The sequence below is a fragment of the Streptomyces scabichelini genome, assembly GCF_011045015.1.
GTDB lineage: Bacteria > Actinomycetota > Actinomycetes > Streptomycetales > Streptomycetaceae > Streptomyces > Streptomyces scabichelini.
Genome location: NZ_JAAKZY010000244.1, coordinates 1 through 14,986 on the forward strand (window position 1 = coordinate 1; position 14,986 = coordinate 14,986).

Below are 14,986 nucleotides of genomic sequence, written 5' to 3' on the forward strand. Positions count from 1 at the left end.
TATAAGAGACAGGCCCCGCCCCTTCCCGAAACTGGGGGCGCCGCCCCCAGTTTCGGGAAGGGGCGGGGCTGGGGAAAGAAACCCCTACTCGACCCCCGCCGCACGAAGCGCCTCCACCGCCGCCCGAATCGACGGGCGGCGGTCGGCGTCGGCACGCCACACGGCGTACACCTCCCGCCGGACACGATGCCGGACCGGCACAGTCCGCACCCCGGCAGGCATCGGATCACGCCCGAGCCGCGGCGCAACGCACACACCGAGCCCCGCGGCGACCAGCGCGAGCTGCGTGTGATGCTCCTGGGCGCGATGCGCGATGACGGGCTCGATGCCCTTGGCGCGCAACGTGAACAGCAGCCACTCGTGGCAGAACTCGCCCTCACCCCAGGTAATCCACTCGTCGTCGGCGAACTCCTCCAGATCCACCTCGTCCCGCTCGGCGAGCGGATGCCCCGCGGGCATCGCCACATCCGCGGCGTCGTCGAAGAGCGAGGCCTTGACGAGCCCTTCGGGCACGGGCAACGGCTTGTTGTACCAGTCGAGTACGACAGCCAGATCCAGGTCGCCACGCAGCACGCCGGCGACGGCTGCCGGGGGCTCCAGCTCGCGTGAGCACACCCGCAGGGCCGGGTGGTCGGCGCGCAGCGCGGCGAGCGCCGAGGGGAACAGCCCGCGCGCGGCGGTCGGGAACGCGGCGAGCCGCAGCTCCCCGATCACCTGCCCTCGCTGGGCCTCCAGATCGGACTGGGCGAGCTCGACCTGAGAGAGGATCCGCGCGGCATGGTCGGCGAGCAGCCGTCCTGCGTCGGTGAGCCGCACACCCCGCCCGTTCTTGGCGACGAGCCGCTGCCCCACCTCCCGCTCCAGCTTGGACATCTGCTGGGACACGGCCGAGGTCGTGACATGCAGCCCTTCGGCCGCGCCGCTGACCGAGCCGTGCCGGGCAAGGGCGTCGAGGGTGCGCAGGCGCTCCAGGTTCAACATGTAAGCGATACTACGAGGTATCGGGCAAGAAGTATCGCTTGTGCTACGAGATCACCTGCGCGATCGTGGTCGGCATGAGCGCCGCCACGACACCCCGCACCCGTGCCGCCCAACCCGTCGTCACCGCGTCGAAGCGCCGCCGGGCCCTCGACTGGCGTATCCGCTTCGGCGTTCTCTCGCTTATCTGGGGCTTCAGCTTTCTGCTGATCAAAGTCGGTACAGAGGGGTACGCGCCCTTCCAAGTGACGCTGGGACGGCTGGTGTTCGGCACCCTGGTGCTCGCGGGCGCGATGGCCTGGAAGCGGGAGCCGTTGCCGCGCGGGGCGCGGACCTGGGGGCACTTGGCTGTCGCGGCGTTCTTCCTCAACGCCCTGCCGTTCTCGCTGTTCGCGTACGCCGAGCTGACGATTCCCTCCACGCTGGCGGGGATATGCAACGCGACCTCGCCGTTGTGGGGCATGGCTCTGTCGCTGGTCGCCCTCTCCGAGGACCGGCCCACCCGGCGCCGGGTCGCCGGTCTCGGCATCGGCTTCCTCGGGGTGCTGACGGTGCTCGGCGCCTGGCAGGGCTTCCACGGCCTCGACGCCGCGGGCACGGCCATGGCCCTGCTGGCCTCGCTCAGCTATCCGATCGGCTGGATCTACGTCCGCCGCACGCTGGCCGGCTCCGGCCACTCCCATCTTTCACTGACCGGCGCCCAGTTGCTCCTCGCCACGATCCAACTCGCCTTCGTCACCCCGTTGTTCACCACGCTGCCGGGCCGTCTCCCGGTCATGCCGCTGCTCGCCGTCGTCGCGCTGGGCGCCCTCGGCACCGGTCTCGCCGTCCTCCTCCAGTACGGCCTGGTCGCCGAGGTCGGCCCGACGACGGCCCAGATGGTCACGTACTTCATCCCGGTCATCGCCACCGCCGCGGGCGTCGCGATCCTCGGCGAGTCGCTGACCTGGTCGACACCGGTGGGCGCGGCCGTCGTGCTGGCGGGCGCGGCACTCACACAGTCCAGGCCCAGGTCCAAGTCCGGGGCGTAGCCGGGCGCCGGCTCAGACGTAGCGACGCGGGGGTGCCGGGTCGACGGCGGAGGCGACGGCGTCCGCCAGCGGCCCGATGTCGTGCGGGGCGAGCGTCGAGACGGTGATCCGTATGCCGGGTGGCGAGTTCACCCGGAAGCCGGCCCCCGGCGCGACGGCCCAGCCGGAGTGCAACAGGCGCGCGACGGCGCCTGTCTCGTCCGGGACGGGTACCCACACGTTCATCCCGCTGCGCCCGTACGACGCGATCCCTTGCTCCGCGAGCGCGCCGATCAGCGCGTCACGCCGCCGCCCGTACGCCGCCGCCACCTCCCGTACGTCTACGGCACCGCTCGCCCACAGCTGGACGACGGCCCGTTGCAGCAGGCGGCTCACCCAGCCCTGTCCAAGCCGCTGGCGCCCTTGGACACGGTCGGCGGTCACGGGATCGCCGGTGAACACGGCGAGCCGCAGGTCGGGGCCGTACGCCTTGGCGACCGAGCGCACGAAGGCCCAGTGCTGGGTGACACCGGCCAGTGGACGCAGGGGCAGGTCGACGATGCGATGGCCGTGGTCGTCCTCGATGAGCAGCGTCTGCGGGTGCGCCTTGAGCGCGGAACGCAAGGCACGCGCGCGCGTGGCGCTCACGGCGGCGCCGGTCGGGTTCTGCGCGCGGTCGGTGACGATCAGCGCGCGGGCCCCGGAGCGCAGCGCGTGCTGTACGTCGTCGGGCAGCGGGCCTTCGTCGTCGACGCCGACCGGGACCGTGCGAAGCCCCAGCGCCGGGGCTAGGTCGAGGACACTGCGCCAGCCGGGGTCCTCGATGGCGACCGCGTCCCCCGGTCTGAGATGGACGGCCAGCACGCGCTCGATGGCGTCGAGCGATCCGGAGGTGACGACGACCGGCCCGTCCGGTACACCGTCCGCGTCCAGATCCGCGCGTGCGAGCCGCGCCAACTCCGGTTCCACGGCGGCCTCTCCGTAGAGCACCGGCTTGCGGTCGGCGTGTGCCGCGGCCGCCGCGAACGCCTCCGTGAGCGCGGGCAACAGGGCCGGATCCGGGTTCCCGTCGGACAGGTTCCGCGCCCCGGGCGGCACGTCCAGGCGCGAGAGCTCACGGGCTGTCGTCACCGGCTTGGGGCGTACGCGGCTGCCGCGCCGGCCCGCGGTCTCGATGACCCCGCGCTCACGCAGCGTGCGGTACGCGGCCGCGACGGTGTTGGCATTCACCCCGAGCTGGGCCGCCAACTCCCTCATAGGCGGCAGCAGTTGGCCGGGCTCCAGCTCCCCGGAGCCCACCGCGCGCTCGACGGCGGCCGCAATCTCGGCTGCGCGCTTTCCTTCGATCCGATACTCTCCTAGCACAAAGAACATTATGTACTAGTGCAATATCTTCGCGCAAGGCAGCCTGAGACACAGGAAGGCACAGGCCGAGCACGAGGAGCACGCGACGACACGGAGAGCTGGAGAGCACCATGACGGAGACGGCCCCGCGGCCCGCCGCCTACACCCCGACCGACCGCACGATCCCCACCCGCTCCCGCGAGCGCGCCGCGTACGACCGCGAGATGGTGCACTCGATCCTCGACGAGGGGTACGTCTGCCATCTGGGCTTCGTCCGCGACGGAGCGCCGGTCGTGCTGCCCACGCTGTACGGCCGGGTCGGTGAGCGCCTCTATGTGCACGGCTCGACGGGTTCGCGTCCGCTGCGGATGGCCGGCCAGGCCGATCCGGGGCTCCGGGTCTGCCTCACCGTCACGCACGTGGACGGTCTCGTACTGGCCCGCTCGGCCTTCCACCACTCGATGAACTACCGCTCCGTGGTGGTGCACGGCACAGCCCACCAGGTGACGGACCCCGACGAGAAGCGCGAGGCCCTGGACGCGCTGGTCGACCATGTGATCCCGGGCCGCTCGTACGACTCCCGGCCCGCCAACGCCAAGGAACTGGCCGCCACCGCCGTGCTCCGACTCGACCTCGGCGAGGTCTCCGCCAAGCTCCGCACGGGTGGCCCCAACGACGAGCCCGAGGACCTCGGACTGCCGCACTGGACGGGAGTGGTCCCGCTCCACAAGGGGTACGGCACCCCGATCCCGGCCGACGACCTGGCCCCCGGTGTCGAACTCCCCGACTACCTGGCGACGCTCTGACCCTCGCCCTCGGGAACCGGATACGCCGACGCGAGGCGCGATGCCGCGCGGGCCGGGATGAGGCCCGCCGCGGCATCACGCACTCCTCAGGCCGGCGCCGGCTCTTCCTCGGCCACCTTCCGTGCGGGTCCCGCACCTGCTCGCGTCTCCGCGACCGCGAGCCCGGCGACCGACCCGAGCATGAGCAACGTGCCCACGAGCGTCGCCGCCGTCAGCCGCTCGCCGAGCAGTCCCACGGCCAGCACCGCCGCGCTCACCGGCTCCAGAAGCATGATCACGGAGACGGTGGCCGAGCGGACGACGGCGGCCCCCGCGAAGTACAGCGCATACGCGAGGGCGGTCGGGATCGCCGCGATGTACGCCAACAGGCCCATGACCTGGGGGAGTTCGGCGGTGTGCGGCACCAGGCCCTCGGCAAGGCCGAACGGCAGCAGGCACAGGGTCGTGACGGCGAACGCCCCGACGGTGGTGGAGGGCGCGTCGGCCCCGCCGTCACGCCCCCACCACCGGGTCAGCAGCGTCATCACGGAATACCCGGCGGCGGACACGAGCGCGAGCACGACGCCCCACGGCCGCACCGTCGTGTCCCCGCTGCCGAGTACCAGCACCGCGAGTCCGGCGAGGGCCCCGGCAACGGCGGCGGCCCCGCCGCTCCCGAGCCGCTCACTCATCGTCAGCCGCGCCCCGAGCGCGATGAGCACGGGGCCGGCGCCGAGTGTGACGACGGTGGCCACGGCGAGCCCGGTCGCCTCGACGGCGGCGAAGTACGCGGTCTGGAAGACGGCGAGCCCGACGCCGGTGACCCCGATCCGCAGCAGGGTCGTACGAAGGCGGGGCCGTTCGGTGGGACGCGGCTGGGGCCGCAGCAGCCGGACGGCGAGGAGGAGGACGAGTCCGCCCGCGCAGCGCCAGAACGACAGGGCGACGGGGCCCATGTCGCTCACCCGGTAGACGAGCGAGGCGGCCGCGCCCGCGGTGCCCCAGGCGGCACCGGCGACGGTCAGATAGAAGAGGCCTCGCCCGATGGGCAGGCCGGAAGCAGCATTCGACACGTGTTCTCTCCGCAGACGCAGAAGTTCGGGAAGGGACCACGTCACGCGCGCAGCACATCGGCGCGTGGAAGGTCCTCGGACTTCATCTGCGAGCAGCACCGTTCAGCCCGGCCGACGGGCCGGGCGTGGATTCCGGAGGGCCCGCCTCAGGCGGCCGGAGGCGGAAGAACGAGTGCTTCAGAATGCATGATCAGCAGCCTAGGCGGCGCGGCCCCGCGTCGACAACTCCCTTTCGGCGTCGCCTCCGCCACTCGCCACCGGTTCCTCCGAGGCCTTGGCGGGCGTCGACGACTGCGCGATGAACGCGCCGAGCAGCACCACCGCGCCGCCGACGATCTGCGGCGCCGAAAGGTGTTCGCCGAGCAGGATCCAGGCGAGGACGGTCGCGATGACCGCTTCGAGGCAGGCCACGACGCCGGCGACCTGCGGGGAGAGCCGGCGCACGGCCAGCACGCCGGTGACGTACGCGATGACGGTGGCGACCAGCACGATCCAGGCCAGCAGGAATCCGGCGGCGACCGTCGTGCCGTTCAGATCCGCGGCGCCGCCGAGGACCGACCATTCCATGCCCCACGGGCGCGAGACGACCGTCAGTACGAGCGCGCCCACGAGCAGGCCGTACGCGATGACGCCGAGCGGATCCGGCGCCTGATCGCCCGCGTCGCCGCCCTGGTCGGACAGGATGAAGTAGCCGACCTGGCAGCAGGCCGCACCGAGCGCGAGCAGCAGTCCGAGGAGGTCGAAGCCCAGCCCCGACCACACCTCGACGACGCAGGCGAGCCCGCCGACGGCGAGTACGACTCCGAGGGCGGCGGCACGCGTGACCGGCCGCCGCTGCACGAACCGCACCCAGCCGAGGACCAGCGCCGGCGCGAGGTACTCGACGAGCAGGGCGACCCCAACGGGGATCCGTGAGATCGCGGCGAAGTAGCAGGCCTGGACGCCGGCCACGGCGAGCAGTCCGAACCCGGCGAGCAGCGCGGGGCGACTGCGCAGCAGCCCACGGTGGCGCACGGCGAGCGGCAGCATCACCAGGGCGGCGCCCGCGACACGCAGCCACACCACGTGGAGCGGTTCGAGGCCCGCCTCGATCAACGGTTTGGCCGCAACACCGGATCCCCCGAAGGCGACCGCCGACACGAGCGCGAGGCCCAGTCCGACGCCCCTCCCCCGGTTGCTCTGACTGCTCTCAGACATACGCACCGGCACATGATGACAGGGGACGACATGAGCGTCATCCCCAATGGCACCTGTCTCGACGGCTGGACGCGCACGCCTGCGGACCTAGTCCTCAAAATCGATCGTGGGACAGCGCCGAACGTCGGGCCCGGCCGCTCAGGCTTCTACGCCGGGCTCCACCGCGGCGTCGAGACGGGCCCGTAGCGTCGCCACGTCGACGCCCGCCCGCTCCAGCACATCCACGGCCCGGGACTCGGGATCGGCGACCATGGCCGCGAGCAGGTCGATCCCGTCCGCCGGTTCGCGGCCTCGCCGCGCGGCGAGCGCGCACGCATGGTCCATGGCCTCGGCCGCCACCGGGGACCAGCCGTCCTCCCGCACGGTCGGCACGGCACCGGAGTCCTCCACGCTGCTCTGCCAGCGCAATCCGTAGCCGATGGTGCGCTGTACGAGATAGCCGAGCAGGCGCGCGATCTGAGGACCACCGCCGAAGACCGCGCGCACCTCGGGGTCGGACTCCAGGAGCGTATGGAGCAGATGGGCCGTGTCGATCTGCCGGTCCCCGTCGCGCAACGCCCTTCTGCGCGCACCGGCGACCACCGCCGCCAGCTCCTCACTGAGTCTGGCCTCGATGTCCATACGGTTCAGGCCACGCTCGGCTGCCTGCTGCCGGGGAATACGGGGTTGCACACCCCTTACCCCATCAGTCCCTTCGAGGTGAGTCATCCTCGGCGGGAAGCATTTTCTCGTCCGACACAGGGTGGGCAGGCGTAGGCGGATTCTCCTCCTTACGGATGACATCACGCCCTTGTCCCTGACGGAGCGCGCGCCGCCTTGCCTCGCGCCCCACGCGCAACCTCATCGCTCCGGCGCTCGTCCACTGGGACATGGAGAGCAGGTGCTGGCTGGTGGCCCTGCCGGCGATCGACGGCAGACAGTACGTGTACCGGGTGTACGCACCCGAGGACGCCCTGCTTGCCGATCTGTTCTGGGAGGCGTGGCACTGCCACGACGAAGGGCCCTTCCCGCGCGCGTGGGACGTGTTCGACGCGGCGGTGATACGGCGGGTGGCCTGAGCCCCTGGCTCGGAGGTCCCCAAGGCCGCACTTTCTGACGGTTCATCAGTATTGAATGTTGCAGGCCCTCCGGCTACGTTCCGCGACACCGTAGCTGCGCCCGGCGCAGCGCCTGACACGAAGGGGTGGTCGCATGGCCGAAGTCAGCGCGGAAGCACGGATCGAGGCACCGGCCGAGAAGGTCTGGGCGCAGCTCACGGACTTCTCCTCCTACGGGGAGTGGAACTCCACGCACACCAGCTTCCCCAAGGGTGGCCCCGAGACCCTCGAAGTCGGCGGCACCTTCCAGGAGAACATGAAGCTCATGAGTTTCCCCGCTGAAGTCGACTGGACCATCGAGGAGTTGGAGCCCGCCCGCACGCTGGCGATCCGCGGCAAGGGTCCCATGGGCGTGATCGTTGCCACGCGCTACACGCTCACGCCGGACGGCGAGGCCGCCACGACGGTCCGTATCGACGGGGAGTTCACGGGCGCCGCCGTCTCCTTGATGGCGGGCAAGCTCAAGGACTCGGCGACGGCGGCCCTCGACGAATCCCTGCGGAAACTGGGCGGGTTGGTGGCCTAGAGCCACGTCACCCACGTCACCACAGACTTGGTCACCCATACCAAAGGGGGGTACTTCGGTGGCGAAGTACCCCCCTGGTGCGGGCCATCGGGCCATGGGCCCCCATCCCGTCAGTCCTCGTCGGCGAGGATCAGATACAGCTTCTTCCGGGCTTCATTGATGACGGACAGCGCCTTCTCGCGCTGCTCCTTGCTGCCGGTCTTCCAGACCTGGCCGAACGCCTCCATCAGACCGAAACCGGCCTGCCGGATGTCGCTCAGCGCCTCCCAGTCGACCCCACGCCCGGCCTCTTCCCAGGGCGCGTCGGGACCCTCGTCGGCCGCGGTGCGGCCCGCCTCGGTGAGCGAGAACAGCTTCTTGCCGCCCTCCGTCGCGCTGCTGATCAGGCCTTCGTCCTCCAGCAGCTGGAGGGTGGGGTACACCGAGCCGGGGCTGGGTTTCCACGCCCCGCCGCTGCGCTCGGCGATCTCCTGGATCATCTCGTAGCCGTGCATGGGCCGGTCCTTCAGCAGGGCCAGGATCGACGCGCGTACGTCGCCGCGCCGCGCCCTGCCCCGCGGACCGCCGCGGCCGCCACGGCCACCCCAGGGTCCCGGGCCGAAGCCCGGCCCGAAGGGACCGAAGGCGGCACGCCGCCCCTCGAAGCCGTCCCGACCGTGCGGGCCGGGCCCGCCGTGTCCACGTCCAGGACCGGGGCCGAAGCCCGGTCCGAATTCCTCTCCATGGGAACGCATCGCAATCACTCCATTCCATCGTTGATCGGTCGCGATGCGTCAACGATATATCGGAATGGCTCGCTTGACAAGACCCCACCTGACACCGATCACGTCCACTCGCCGTCCGCGAACCGACCCACCACCGGTCCACCCGCCCCGAATTGGCCTTGGCCTGCGGCTTCGATCCGGGCCTAGCGTCAGCTCCATGCGGATTCGAATCGTCGACGCCTTCACCGACCGTCCCTTCGCCGGCAACCCGGCCGGGGTCCTCCTCCTCGACGCCTTCCCCGACGACGCCTGGCTCCAGAACGTGGCACTGGAGGTCAACCACGCGGAGACTGCGTTCGCCCACCCCCTCCCGAAGGGCGGCGAAGCCGACTGGGCGCTGCGCTGGTTCACGCCCGTCACCGAGGTCGCGATGTGCGGCCACGCGACGCTCGCCACCGCGCACGTGCTGGCCACCACGGGGGTCGCCCGGGGCCCTGTACGGTTCGCGACCAGGAGCGGCGTGCTCATCGCCACCATGAACGACGACGGGTCCATCACGCTGGACTTCCCGACCTCGCCGCTCACCCAGGTCGAGGTCCCGCCGGGCGTGGCCGAGGCCCTGGGGGCCGAGCCGCTCGCCGCTCACGACACCGGCCCGAGTGTCGGCGACCTGCTCATCGAGCTCGCCGACGAGAAGACCGTTCTGGGCCTCGCCCCCGACCACAAGGCCCTCTCCCGGTACTCCGAGCGCGGCATCATCGCCACCGCCCGCGCCGCAGGCCCTTTCCAGGGCTACGACTTTGTCTCGCGCTGTTTCTTCCCGAACGTGGGCATCGACGAGGACCCGGTCACCGGTAGCGCCCACACGGCCCTCGCCCCCTACTGGGCCGACCGCCTCGGCCGCCCCGATCTGACCGGGCTGCAGGCGTCCGCGCGCTCGGGGCTGGTGCGGACCCGGCTCTACGGGGACCGCACGCTGCTCACGGGGTGGGCGGTCACGGTCATCGAGGGCGAACTGAACGCGTGAGCTGCGGGTTCATCGTGGCTTGTCGCGCAGTTCCCCGCGCCCCTGGGTTCGTTGGGGGTCGGGGCCGTGGGCCGGTGCGTCAGCCCGTCGCAGGGTGGGCATACGGCCCTGGCCTGGTACAAGGCCCTGGCTTCCTGAGACAGAACCTACGCGACGGGCGTACGACGCACCGGCCCACGGCCCCTCCCGCCGGTGGAAGGGTGCGGGCACGTTGTGGCTGGTGAGCATGATGACTGACGGCTCCGGGAGCGCCCCTTCAGGGGCGCGGGGAACTGCGCGACCAGCCACGACGGCGCTGCAGCCGACAACGAACCCAATCGCCGGAGGCACTACGCCGTAGGCAACCACCCCACCTTCCCCGCCAACAGCGCATATCCCACGAACGCCCCGATATCGAGCAACGAATGGGCAACCACCAACGGACCGACGCGCCCCCAGCGGCGGTACAGGTACACGAAGACAACGCCCATCACCAGGTTCCCGATGAACCCCCCGATGCCCTGATACAGGTGATACGACCCCCGCAACACAGAGCTGGCCATCAGCGCGGTACCCGGCGTCCACCCCAACTGCCCGAGGCGACGCAGCAGGTACCCCACGACGATCACTTCCTCCAGAACGGCGTTCTGCACCGCGGAGAGGACCAGCACCGGATACTTCCACCACACCTCGGGCAGCGACTCCGGCACCACCGTGAGATTGAAGCCAAGGCCACGGGACGCCAGGTAGAAGGCGATCCCCGTGCTGCCGATCACCGCGGCGATCATCGCGCCACGGCCCAGATCCGGCCACGGACGGGTGCGATCGAAGCCGATGGTCCGCAAGCCCTGCCCTTCGCGGAGCAGAAAGTGCGCGACGAGCAGGACCGGTACCAGCGCGGACGTGATTCCGAACAGCTGCCAGGCCAGATCAAGCCACGGCCGGCCCGGCGCCTCCGAAGCGTTCAGGTTGGCCGCCTGATCCTTCAGGCCCCCGGGTTTCGTCACCGACCCGACAAAGCTGATCAGCGCGGAAACCCCGCTCGCCCCGAGCGAAACCCCCAGCACGAGCAGCGTCTCGTCGCGAAAAATCCGCCGTCGCGACTGCTCCGCCGGGAAAGAATCGGCCACCGACCCCGCCTCCGCCTGCACGCCTGCCTCCAGTTGAGTAATCCCGCCTCATCCCCATCGTCGCCCCGCTAAGGTCTCGAAAGAAGTTACGAAGATCGTGCGCGACAGGCCGTCGGGGGGACGGACGCCGTACGGGGGCGTATCTCCCTTTTCCGACAAGCCGCACGGCTCAATCAGGGAGGGCACCACCGTCATGGGACGTCACAGCTTGCCCGACGGATACGGGAGGAGGACAGCCGCCCCCCGTCCACGCGCGCGGCGCCGCAAGGTGGCGATTGCGACGGCGCTCGTGCTCTCCGTCGCCGCGGGCACCGTGGCGGCGATCGAAGGCGGAGTGCTGTCCCTCCGACCGTCCTGCGAGGACAGCGCGGTGCGCCTCAGGATCGTGGCCGCCCCGGACATCGCGCCGGCCCTGCGGTCCGCGGCCGAGTACGCCCATGCCAACGACGTGACCTCCGACGGCCGCTGCATGGACATCGACGTGACCGCCCGTGAGTCGTCCGCGGTCTCGGACGCCCTGCGGTCGAAGGAGAAGAGCGGCACCGACTTCGAGGTGTGGGTGCCCGACTCGGGCCTGTGGGTGGACCAGATCACGGCGGACACCGGGGCGATCCCGGTGACGCAGTCGGGCAACGTCGCGTCCTCACCGATCGGTGTCGCCATGATCCCGTCGGCCGCGAAGACACTCGGGTGGCCGAGCAAGACGTATACGTGGACCGAGTTGGCCGGCGCGGCCATGCAGGACGACACGCTCAAACTCGGGGCGGGCGACCCGGCGCGCAGCGCGACCGGTGTGCTCGCCCTGACCCAGCTGACCAGCGCCGCCGGCAAGGCCAAGGACGGCGATACCCAGGCGGCCGCGATGGCGAAGGCCCTCTCGCAGCGCACTGCGGAGAGCGACAGCCAGCTCCTGGACACCCTTCCGCGTGACTTGTCCGGCGCCGAGCAGGGCAACCCGAAACGCAACCAGGCGCTGATCCTCTCCGAGCAGGCGGCGTTCGCGCACAACACGGAGGCGGACGGCGGAGACGACCTCGACCTCTTCTATCCCAAGGACGGTTCGCCGCGCCTTGACTACCCGTTCGCGCTGGTCGACGAGGCCAGACTGACCACGGACGAGAGCCGGGCCGCGCTGCGCTTCATGACCCTGCTGGCCGAGCCCGACGGACTCGGGATCCTGGAGAAGCACGGCTTCCGCACGGACGACGACGAGACCTCGGACGCGCTGGTCACGCGTGCGGGCGGGCGGGCCCCGCAGCCGTACGGCGAGCCGGCGGTCGAGCCGGCCTCGGCGAGGGAGGTCCAGGAAGCCCTCGGTATGTGGACGATCACGGTGCAGAGCGCCCGGATCACCACGGTCGTCGACGCCTCCGGGTCCATGGCGGCAACGGTGCCGGGCACCGAGCGGTCCCGGATGGACGTGACGAAGTCCTCGCTGCTTCAGGCTCTGGCGACCTTCACGCCGGAGGACGAGATCGGGCTGTGGAAGTTCTCGACGAAGCTCGACGGCGACCGCGACTACCGCGTCCTCGTCCCGACCGAACGGCTCGGCGACCGCAAGGGCGACGCCACCCAGCGGGACAGGCTGTCCGCGGCCTTCAGCGACCTCGAGCCGGTCCCGGACGGCGCGACCGGCCTGTACGACACCACGCTCGCGGCGTACAGGGAGGCCATCGCCTCGTACGCGAAGGACAAGTTCAACGCGCTGGTGATCCTGACCGACGGGGTGAACGAGGACCCGGGCAGCATCTCGCGCTCCGGCCTCGTCGCCGAGCTCGAGAAGCTCACCGACCCGGAGCGCCCGGTGCCGCTGATCGCGATCGCCGTGGGCCCGGACGCCGACAAGGACGAGGTCGACCAGATCGCGAAGGCGACGGGCGGCTCGGGCCACCTGGTCAGCGATCCGTCCCAGATCCACTCCGTGATCCTCAAGGCCATCGTGCAGGCGGGCAGCCTCAGTTGATCACCTCAGCGGGATCGCGGGCTCCGGCAGTCCCACCGGCCAGGTGTGCACGGGCTCACCGAGATGCATCAGCTCGCCGTAACGTTTCGTCGTGGCGGCCAGCGCGGTCTCCCGGTCCATGCCGGTCTCCAGGGCCCGGTGGAACGTACTGGACTGCCAGGACGCCCCGTTGACCCGCCGTATGCATCGCTCCTCGATCACGCCCAGATAGAACTTCCGGTCGGCCGGCTCGACGCCCCACGCGTCCAGGCCCGCCTCCGCGAGCGGCAGCAGCTCATCCCGCACCAGCTGTACCGCGGGCACGCGTGTCGTCCCGCCGTACCGGCCGCGCCGCGGCCACTCGAGGTGTGCGTCGATGCCGTAGCGGCAGGCGTGGTCGAAGTTGGCGGCGGCGGCCTCGAAGGGCAGCCGGGTCCACACGGGCCGCGCGTCCTCGGCCAGGGCGCGGACGAGCCCGTAGTAGAAGGCCGCGTTGGCGATGACGTCGGTGACGGTGGGGCCCGCGGGCAGCACGCGGTTCTCGACCCGCAGATGCGGGACGCCGTCGTCGATGCCGTACACCGGGCGGTTCCAGCGGTAGACGGTGCCGTTGTGCAGCACGAGTTCGGCGAGCCGGGGTATGCCGCCGTCGTCCAGGACGCGCTGCGGATCCTCGTCGTCGCAGATCGGCAGCAACGCCGGGAAGTAGCGCAGATTCTCCTCGAAGAGGTCGTACGCCGACGAGATCCACCGCTCGCCGAACCAGGTGCGCGGCCGGACGCCCTGCGCCTGGAGTTCGGGCGGACGGGTGTCGGTGGACTGCAGGAACAGCGGCGGCCGGGATTCGCGCCACAGCTCGCGGCCGAACAGGAACGGGGAGTTGGCGCCGACCGCGATCTGCGCGGCGGCGATCGCCTGCGCCGCGTTCCACACGTCGGCGAAGCGGTCGGGCGTGACCTGGAGGTGCAACTGCACGGAGGTGCAGGCCGCTTCGGGCGCGATGGACGCCGAGGTGCAGCTGAGCCGCTCGACACCGTCGATGTCCAGTGTGAAGTCCTCGCCGCGGGCCGCCACGATCTGGTCGTTGAGCAGGGTGTAGCGGTCCACGTCGGAGATGTTCGCGGAGATCAGGTCGTCGCGTGCGAGCGTGGGCAGAATGCCGATCATCACGATGCCCGCGTCGACCTCGTTCGCTTTGCGGTGGGCATATGCGAGTGCGGTGCGCAACTCCTCGGCGAGCCGGTCGAATACCCGGTCTCCCAATCGATGTGGGGCAATGTTGACTTCCAGATTGAACATGGCGAGTTCTGTTTGGAAATCACGGCTTGCGATGCGTTCGAGTACTTGCGCGTTCATCATTCGCGGCATGCCGTCGGGGTCCGCGAGATTGAGCTCGATCTCCAGGCCCATGAGATTCTTGGGGCGGTCGAACCTGTTCTCCGCCAACAGCCGCTCCAGCCCCGCCAGGCACTGCCGGAGCTTGCCGCGGTAGCGCTGCCGATCGGACAGTCCGAACGACGCTGCCTCGACCTTCTCCCCCATCGAAGCGTCCCTCCTCGACTGGGCGCAGCCCGACGGACCGGCCGTTGACGTCCCGGGTCACGGGGGATGATGCCCAGGCAATGCGATCGATAACGTCCTGGACCGGCCCGTTGGGCGCTACGCTGGATGCGGCACCTCCGGGCACATTCGCGCGGCATGAGGCAGTGCACCGTTTTTACCGAGCGGTGATCTCTTGTTTGACGACTGACGATCTCGTGAAAAACGCCGATGAGAATCGGCCGACCGTTTCGGTGACGTATCCCGAGGTCATCGCCGGGTTCCCGCGGAGAATCGGGATCAAACGCACCTATCGACGACCGAATTGTGTCTTGCCCTTAATGCGGGGAACGGCTAGATGAAACACCGTCTGAACACGTGTCGTATAAACTTCGCGAACGAGGCAGAGAGCTGGCGCTCGCGGTCGTGGGCCTGATGTCACAGTGACGTCATTCACCGAACGGTGAGCCGCGCGGCGTCTGATGCGTGCGATCGCAAAGCGACGGAAGGTCCTTGACGCGTCTCCCGGTCGACCACAGGCAGGGCCGGGCACGAGCCACCGGAACGTTCCGGCACCACGGCGAGCGTACGCATCAGACGCCGCGCGACAGGCAGCAAGGTGACCCCACAGGTCCGGACCCCCGCCCCCTCTGAC

The 14,986-nt window shown here is 70.4% G+C and carries 14 protein-coding genes; 6 read left to right on the forward strand and 8 right to left on the reverse strand.

What is annotated here, in order from left to right:
- Positions 1-84: 84 nt before the first annotated feature.
- Positions 85-981, reverse strand: coding sequence for a LysR family transcriptional regulator (locus tag G5C60_RS43225; RefSeq protein ID WP_165268402.1), 897 nt, complete (start codon positions 979-981; stop codon positions 85-87).
- A gap of 38 nt (positions 982-1,019) precedes the next feature.
- Between G5C60_RS43225 and G5C60_RS43230 the strand changes: the two genes are divergently transcribed.
- The gene (locus G5C60_RS43230) at positions 1,020-2,009 is read left to right on the forward strand and encodes a DMT family transporter (protein WP_165268405.1); all 990 of its coding nucleotides are present in this window, start codon (positions 1,020-1,022) and stop codon (positions 2,007-2,009) included.
- A 12-nt stretch (positions 2,010-2,021) separates the two neighbouring features.
- Here the strand turns inward: G5C60_RS43230 and G5C60_RS43235 are convergent, their stop codons facing one another.
- Positions 2,022-3,353 (reverse strand): aminotransferase class I/II-fold pyridoxal phosphate-dependent enzyme, encoded by a 1,332-nt coding sequence (locus G5C60_RS43235; RefSeq protein WP_165268408.1) that lies wholly within the window; start codon positions 3,351-3,353, stop codon positions 2,022-2,024.
- A 110-nt stretch (positions 3,354-3,463) separates the two neighbouring features.
- Between G5C60_RS43235 and G5C60_RS43240 the strand changes: the two genes are divergently transcribed.
- Complete coding sequence (locus G5C60_RS43240) at positions 3,464-4,138, forward strand: pyridoxamine 5'-phosphate oxidase family protein (RefSeq protein ID WP_165268411.1); 675 nt, start codon at positions 3,464-3,466, stop codon at positions 4,136-4,138.
- A gap of 86 nt (positions 4,139-4,224) precedes the next feature.
- On the opposite strand, the gene G5C60_RS43245 is transcribed toward G5C60_RS43240, so the two are convergent.
- From G5C60_RS43245 to G5C60_RS43255, 3 genes are all read right to left on the reverse strand, one after another.
- Positions 4,225-5,190, reverse strand: coding sequence for an EamA family transporter (locus tag G5C60_RS43245; RefSeq protein ID WP_165268414.1), 966 nt, complete (start codon positions 5,188-5,190; stop codon positions 4,225-4,227).
- A 198-nt stretch (positions 5,191-5,388) separates the two neighbouring features.
- Entirely contained in the window at positions 5,389-6,387 is a 999-nt protein-coding gene (locus G5C60_RS43250) for an EamA family transporter (RefSeq protein WP_206440716.1), read from the reverse strand.
- A gap of 138 nt (positions 6,388-6,525) precedes the next feature.
- Positions 6,526-7,059 carry a Clp protease N-terminal domain-containing protein gene (locus tag G5C60_RS43255; RefSeq protein ID WP_165268420.1) on the reverse strand — a complete coding sequence of 178 codons (534 nt, stop codon included), beginning with the start codon at positions 7,057-7,059 and terminating at the stop codon, positions 6,526-6,528.
- A gap of 197 nt (positions 7,060-7,256) precedes the next feature.
- Between G5C60_RS43255 and G5C60_RS43260 the strand changes: the two genes are divergently transcribed.
- Together G5C60_RS43260 and G5C60_RS43265 are read left to right on the forward strand one after the other, a co-directional pair.
- On the forward strand, positions 7,257-7,445 hold the full coding sequence (locus G5C60_RS43260; protein WP_165268399.1) for a hypothetical protein: 189 nt from the start codon (positions 7,257-7,259) through the stop codon (positions 7,443-7,445).
- Positions 7,446-7,578: 133 nt separating this feature from the next.
- Positions 7,579-8,010 carry a type II toxin-antitoxin system Rv0910 family toxin gene (locus tag G5C60_RS43265; protein WP_165268423.1) on the forward strand — a complete coding sequence of 144 codons (432 nt, stop codon included), beginning with the start codon at positions 7,579-7,581 and terminating at the stop codon, positions 8,008-8,010.
- Positions 8,011-8,120: 110 nt separating this feature from the next.
- On the opposite strand, the gene G5C60_RS43270 is transcribed toward G5C60_RS43265, so the two are convergent.
- Positions 8,121-8,744 carry a PadR family transcriptional regulator gene (locus G5C60_RS43270; protein ID WP_165268426.1) on the reverse strand — a complete coding sequence of 208 codons (624 nt, stop codon included), beginning with the start codon at positions 8,742-8,744 and terminating at the stop codon, positions 8,121-8,123.
- 187 nt (positions 8,745-8,931) lie between these two features.
- Between G5C60_RS43270 and G5C60_RS43275 the strand changes: the two genes are divergently transcribed.
- Positions 8,932-9,741: a PhzF family phenazine biosynthesis protein gene (locus tag G5C60_RS43275; RefSeq protein WP_165268429.1), complete on the forward strand. Its 810-nt coding sequence runs from the start codon at positions 8,932-8,934 to the stop codon at positions 9,739-9,741.
- A gap of 329 nt (positions 9,742-10,070) precedes the next feature.
- On the opposite strand, the gene G5C60_RS43280 is transcribed toward G5C60_RS43275, so the two are convergent.
- Positions 10,071-10,871, reverse strand: a complete 801-nt coding sequence (locus tag G5C60_RS43280) for a CPBP family glutamic-type intramembrane protease (RefSeq protein WP_165268431.1) — start codon at positions 10,869-10,871, stop codon at positions 10,071-10,073.
- 172 nt (positions 10,872-11,043) lie between these two features.
- On the opposite strand from G5C60_RS43280, the gene G5C60_RS43285 reads away from it, so the two are divergent.
- Positions 11,044-12,813 (forward strand): substrate-binding and VWA domain-containing protein, encoded by a 1,770-nt coding sequence (locus tag G5C60_RS43285; protein WP_165268433.1) that lies wholly within the window; start codon positions 11,044-11,046, stop codon positions 12,811-12,813.
- On the opposite strand, the gene G5C60_RS43290 is transcribed toward G5C60_RS43285, so the two are convergent.
- A complete protein-coding gene (locus G5C60_RS43290; protein WP_165268435.1) occupies positions 12,814-14,334 on the reverse strand; it encodes a glutamate-cysteine ligase family protein in 1,521 nt (506 codons plus the stop codon).
- Between the last annotated feature and the right edge of the window lie 652 nt (positions 14,335-14,986).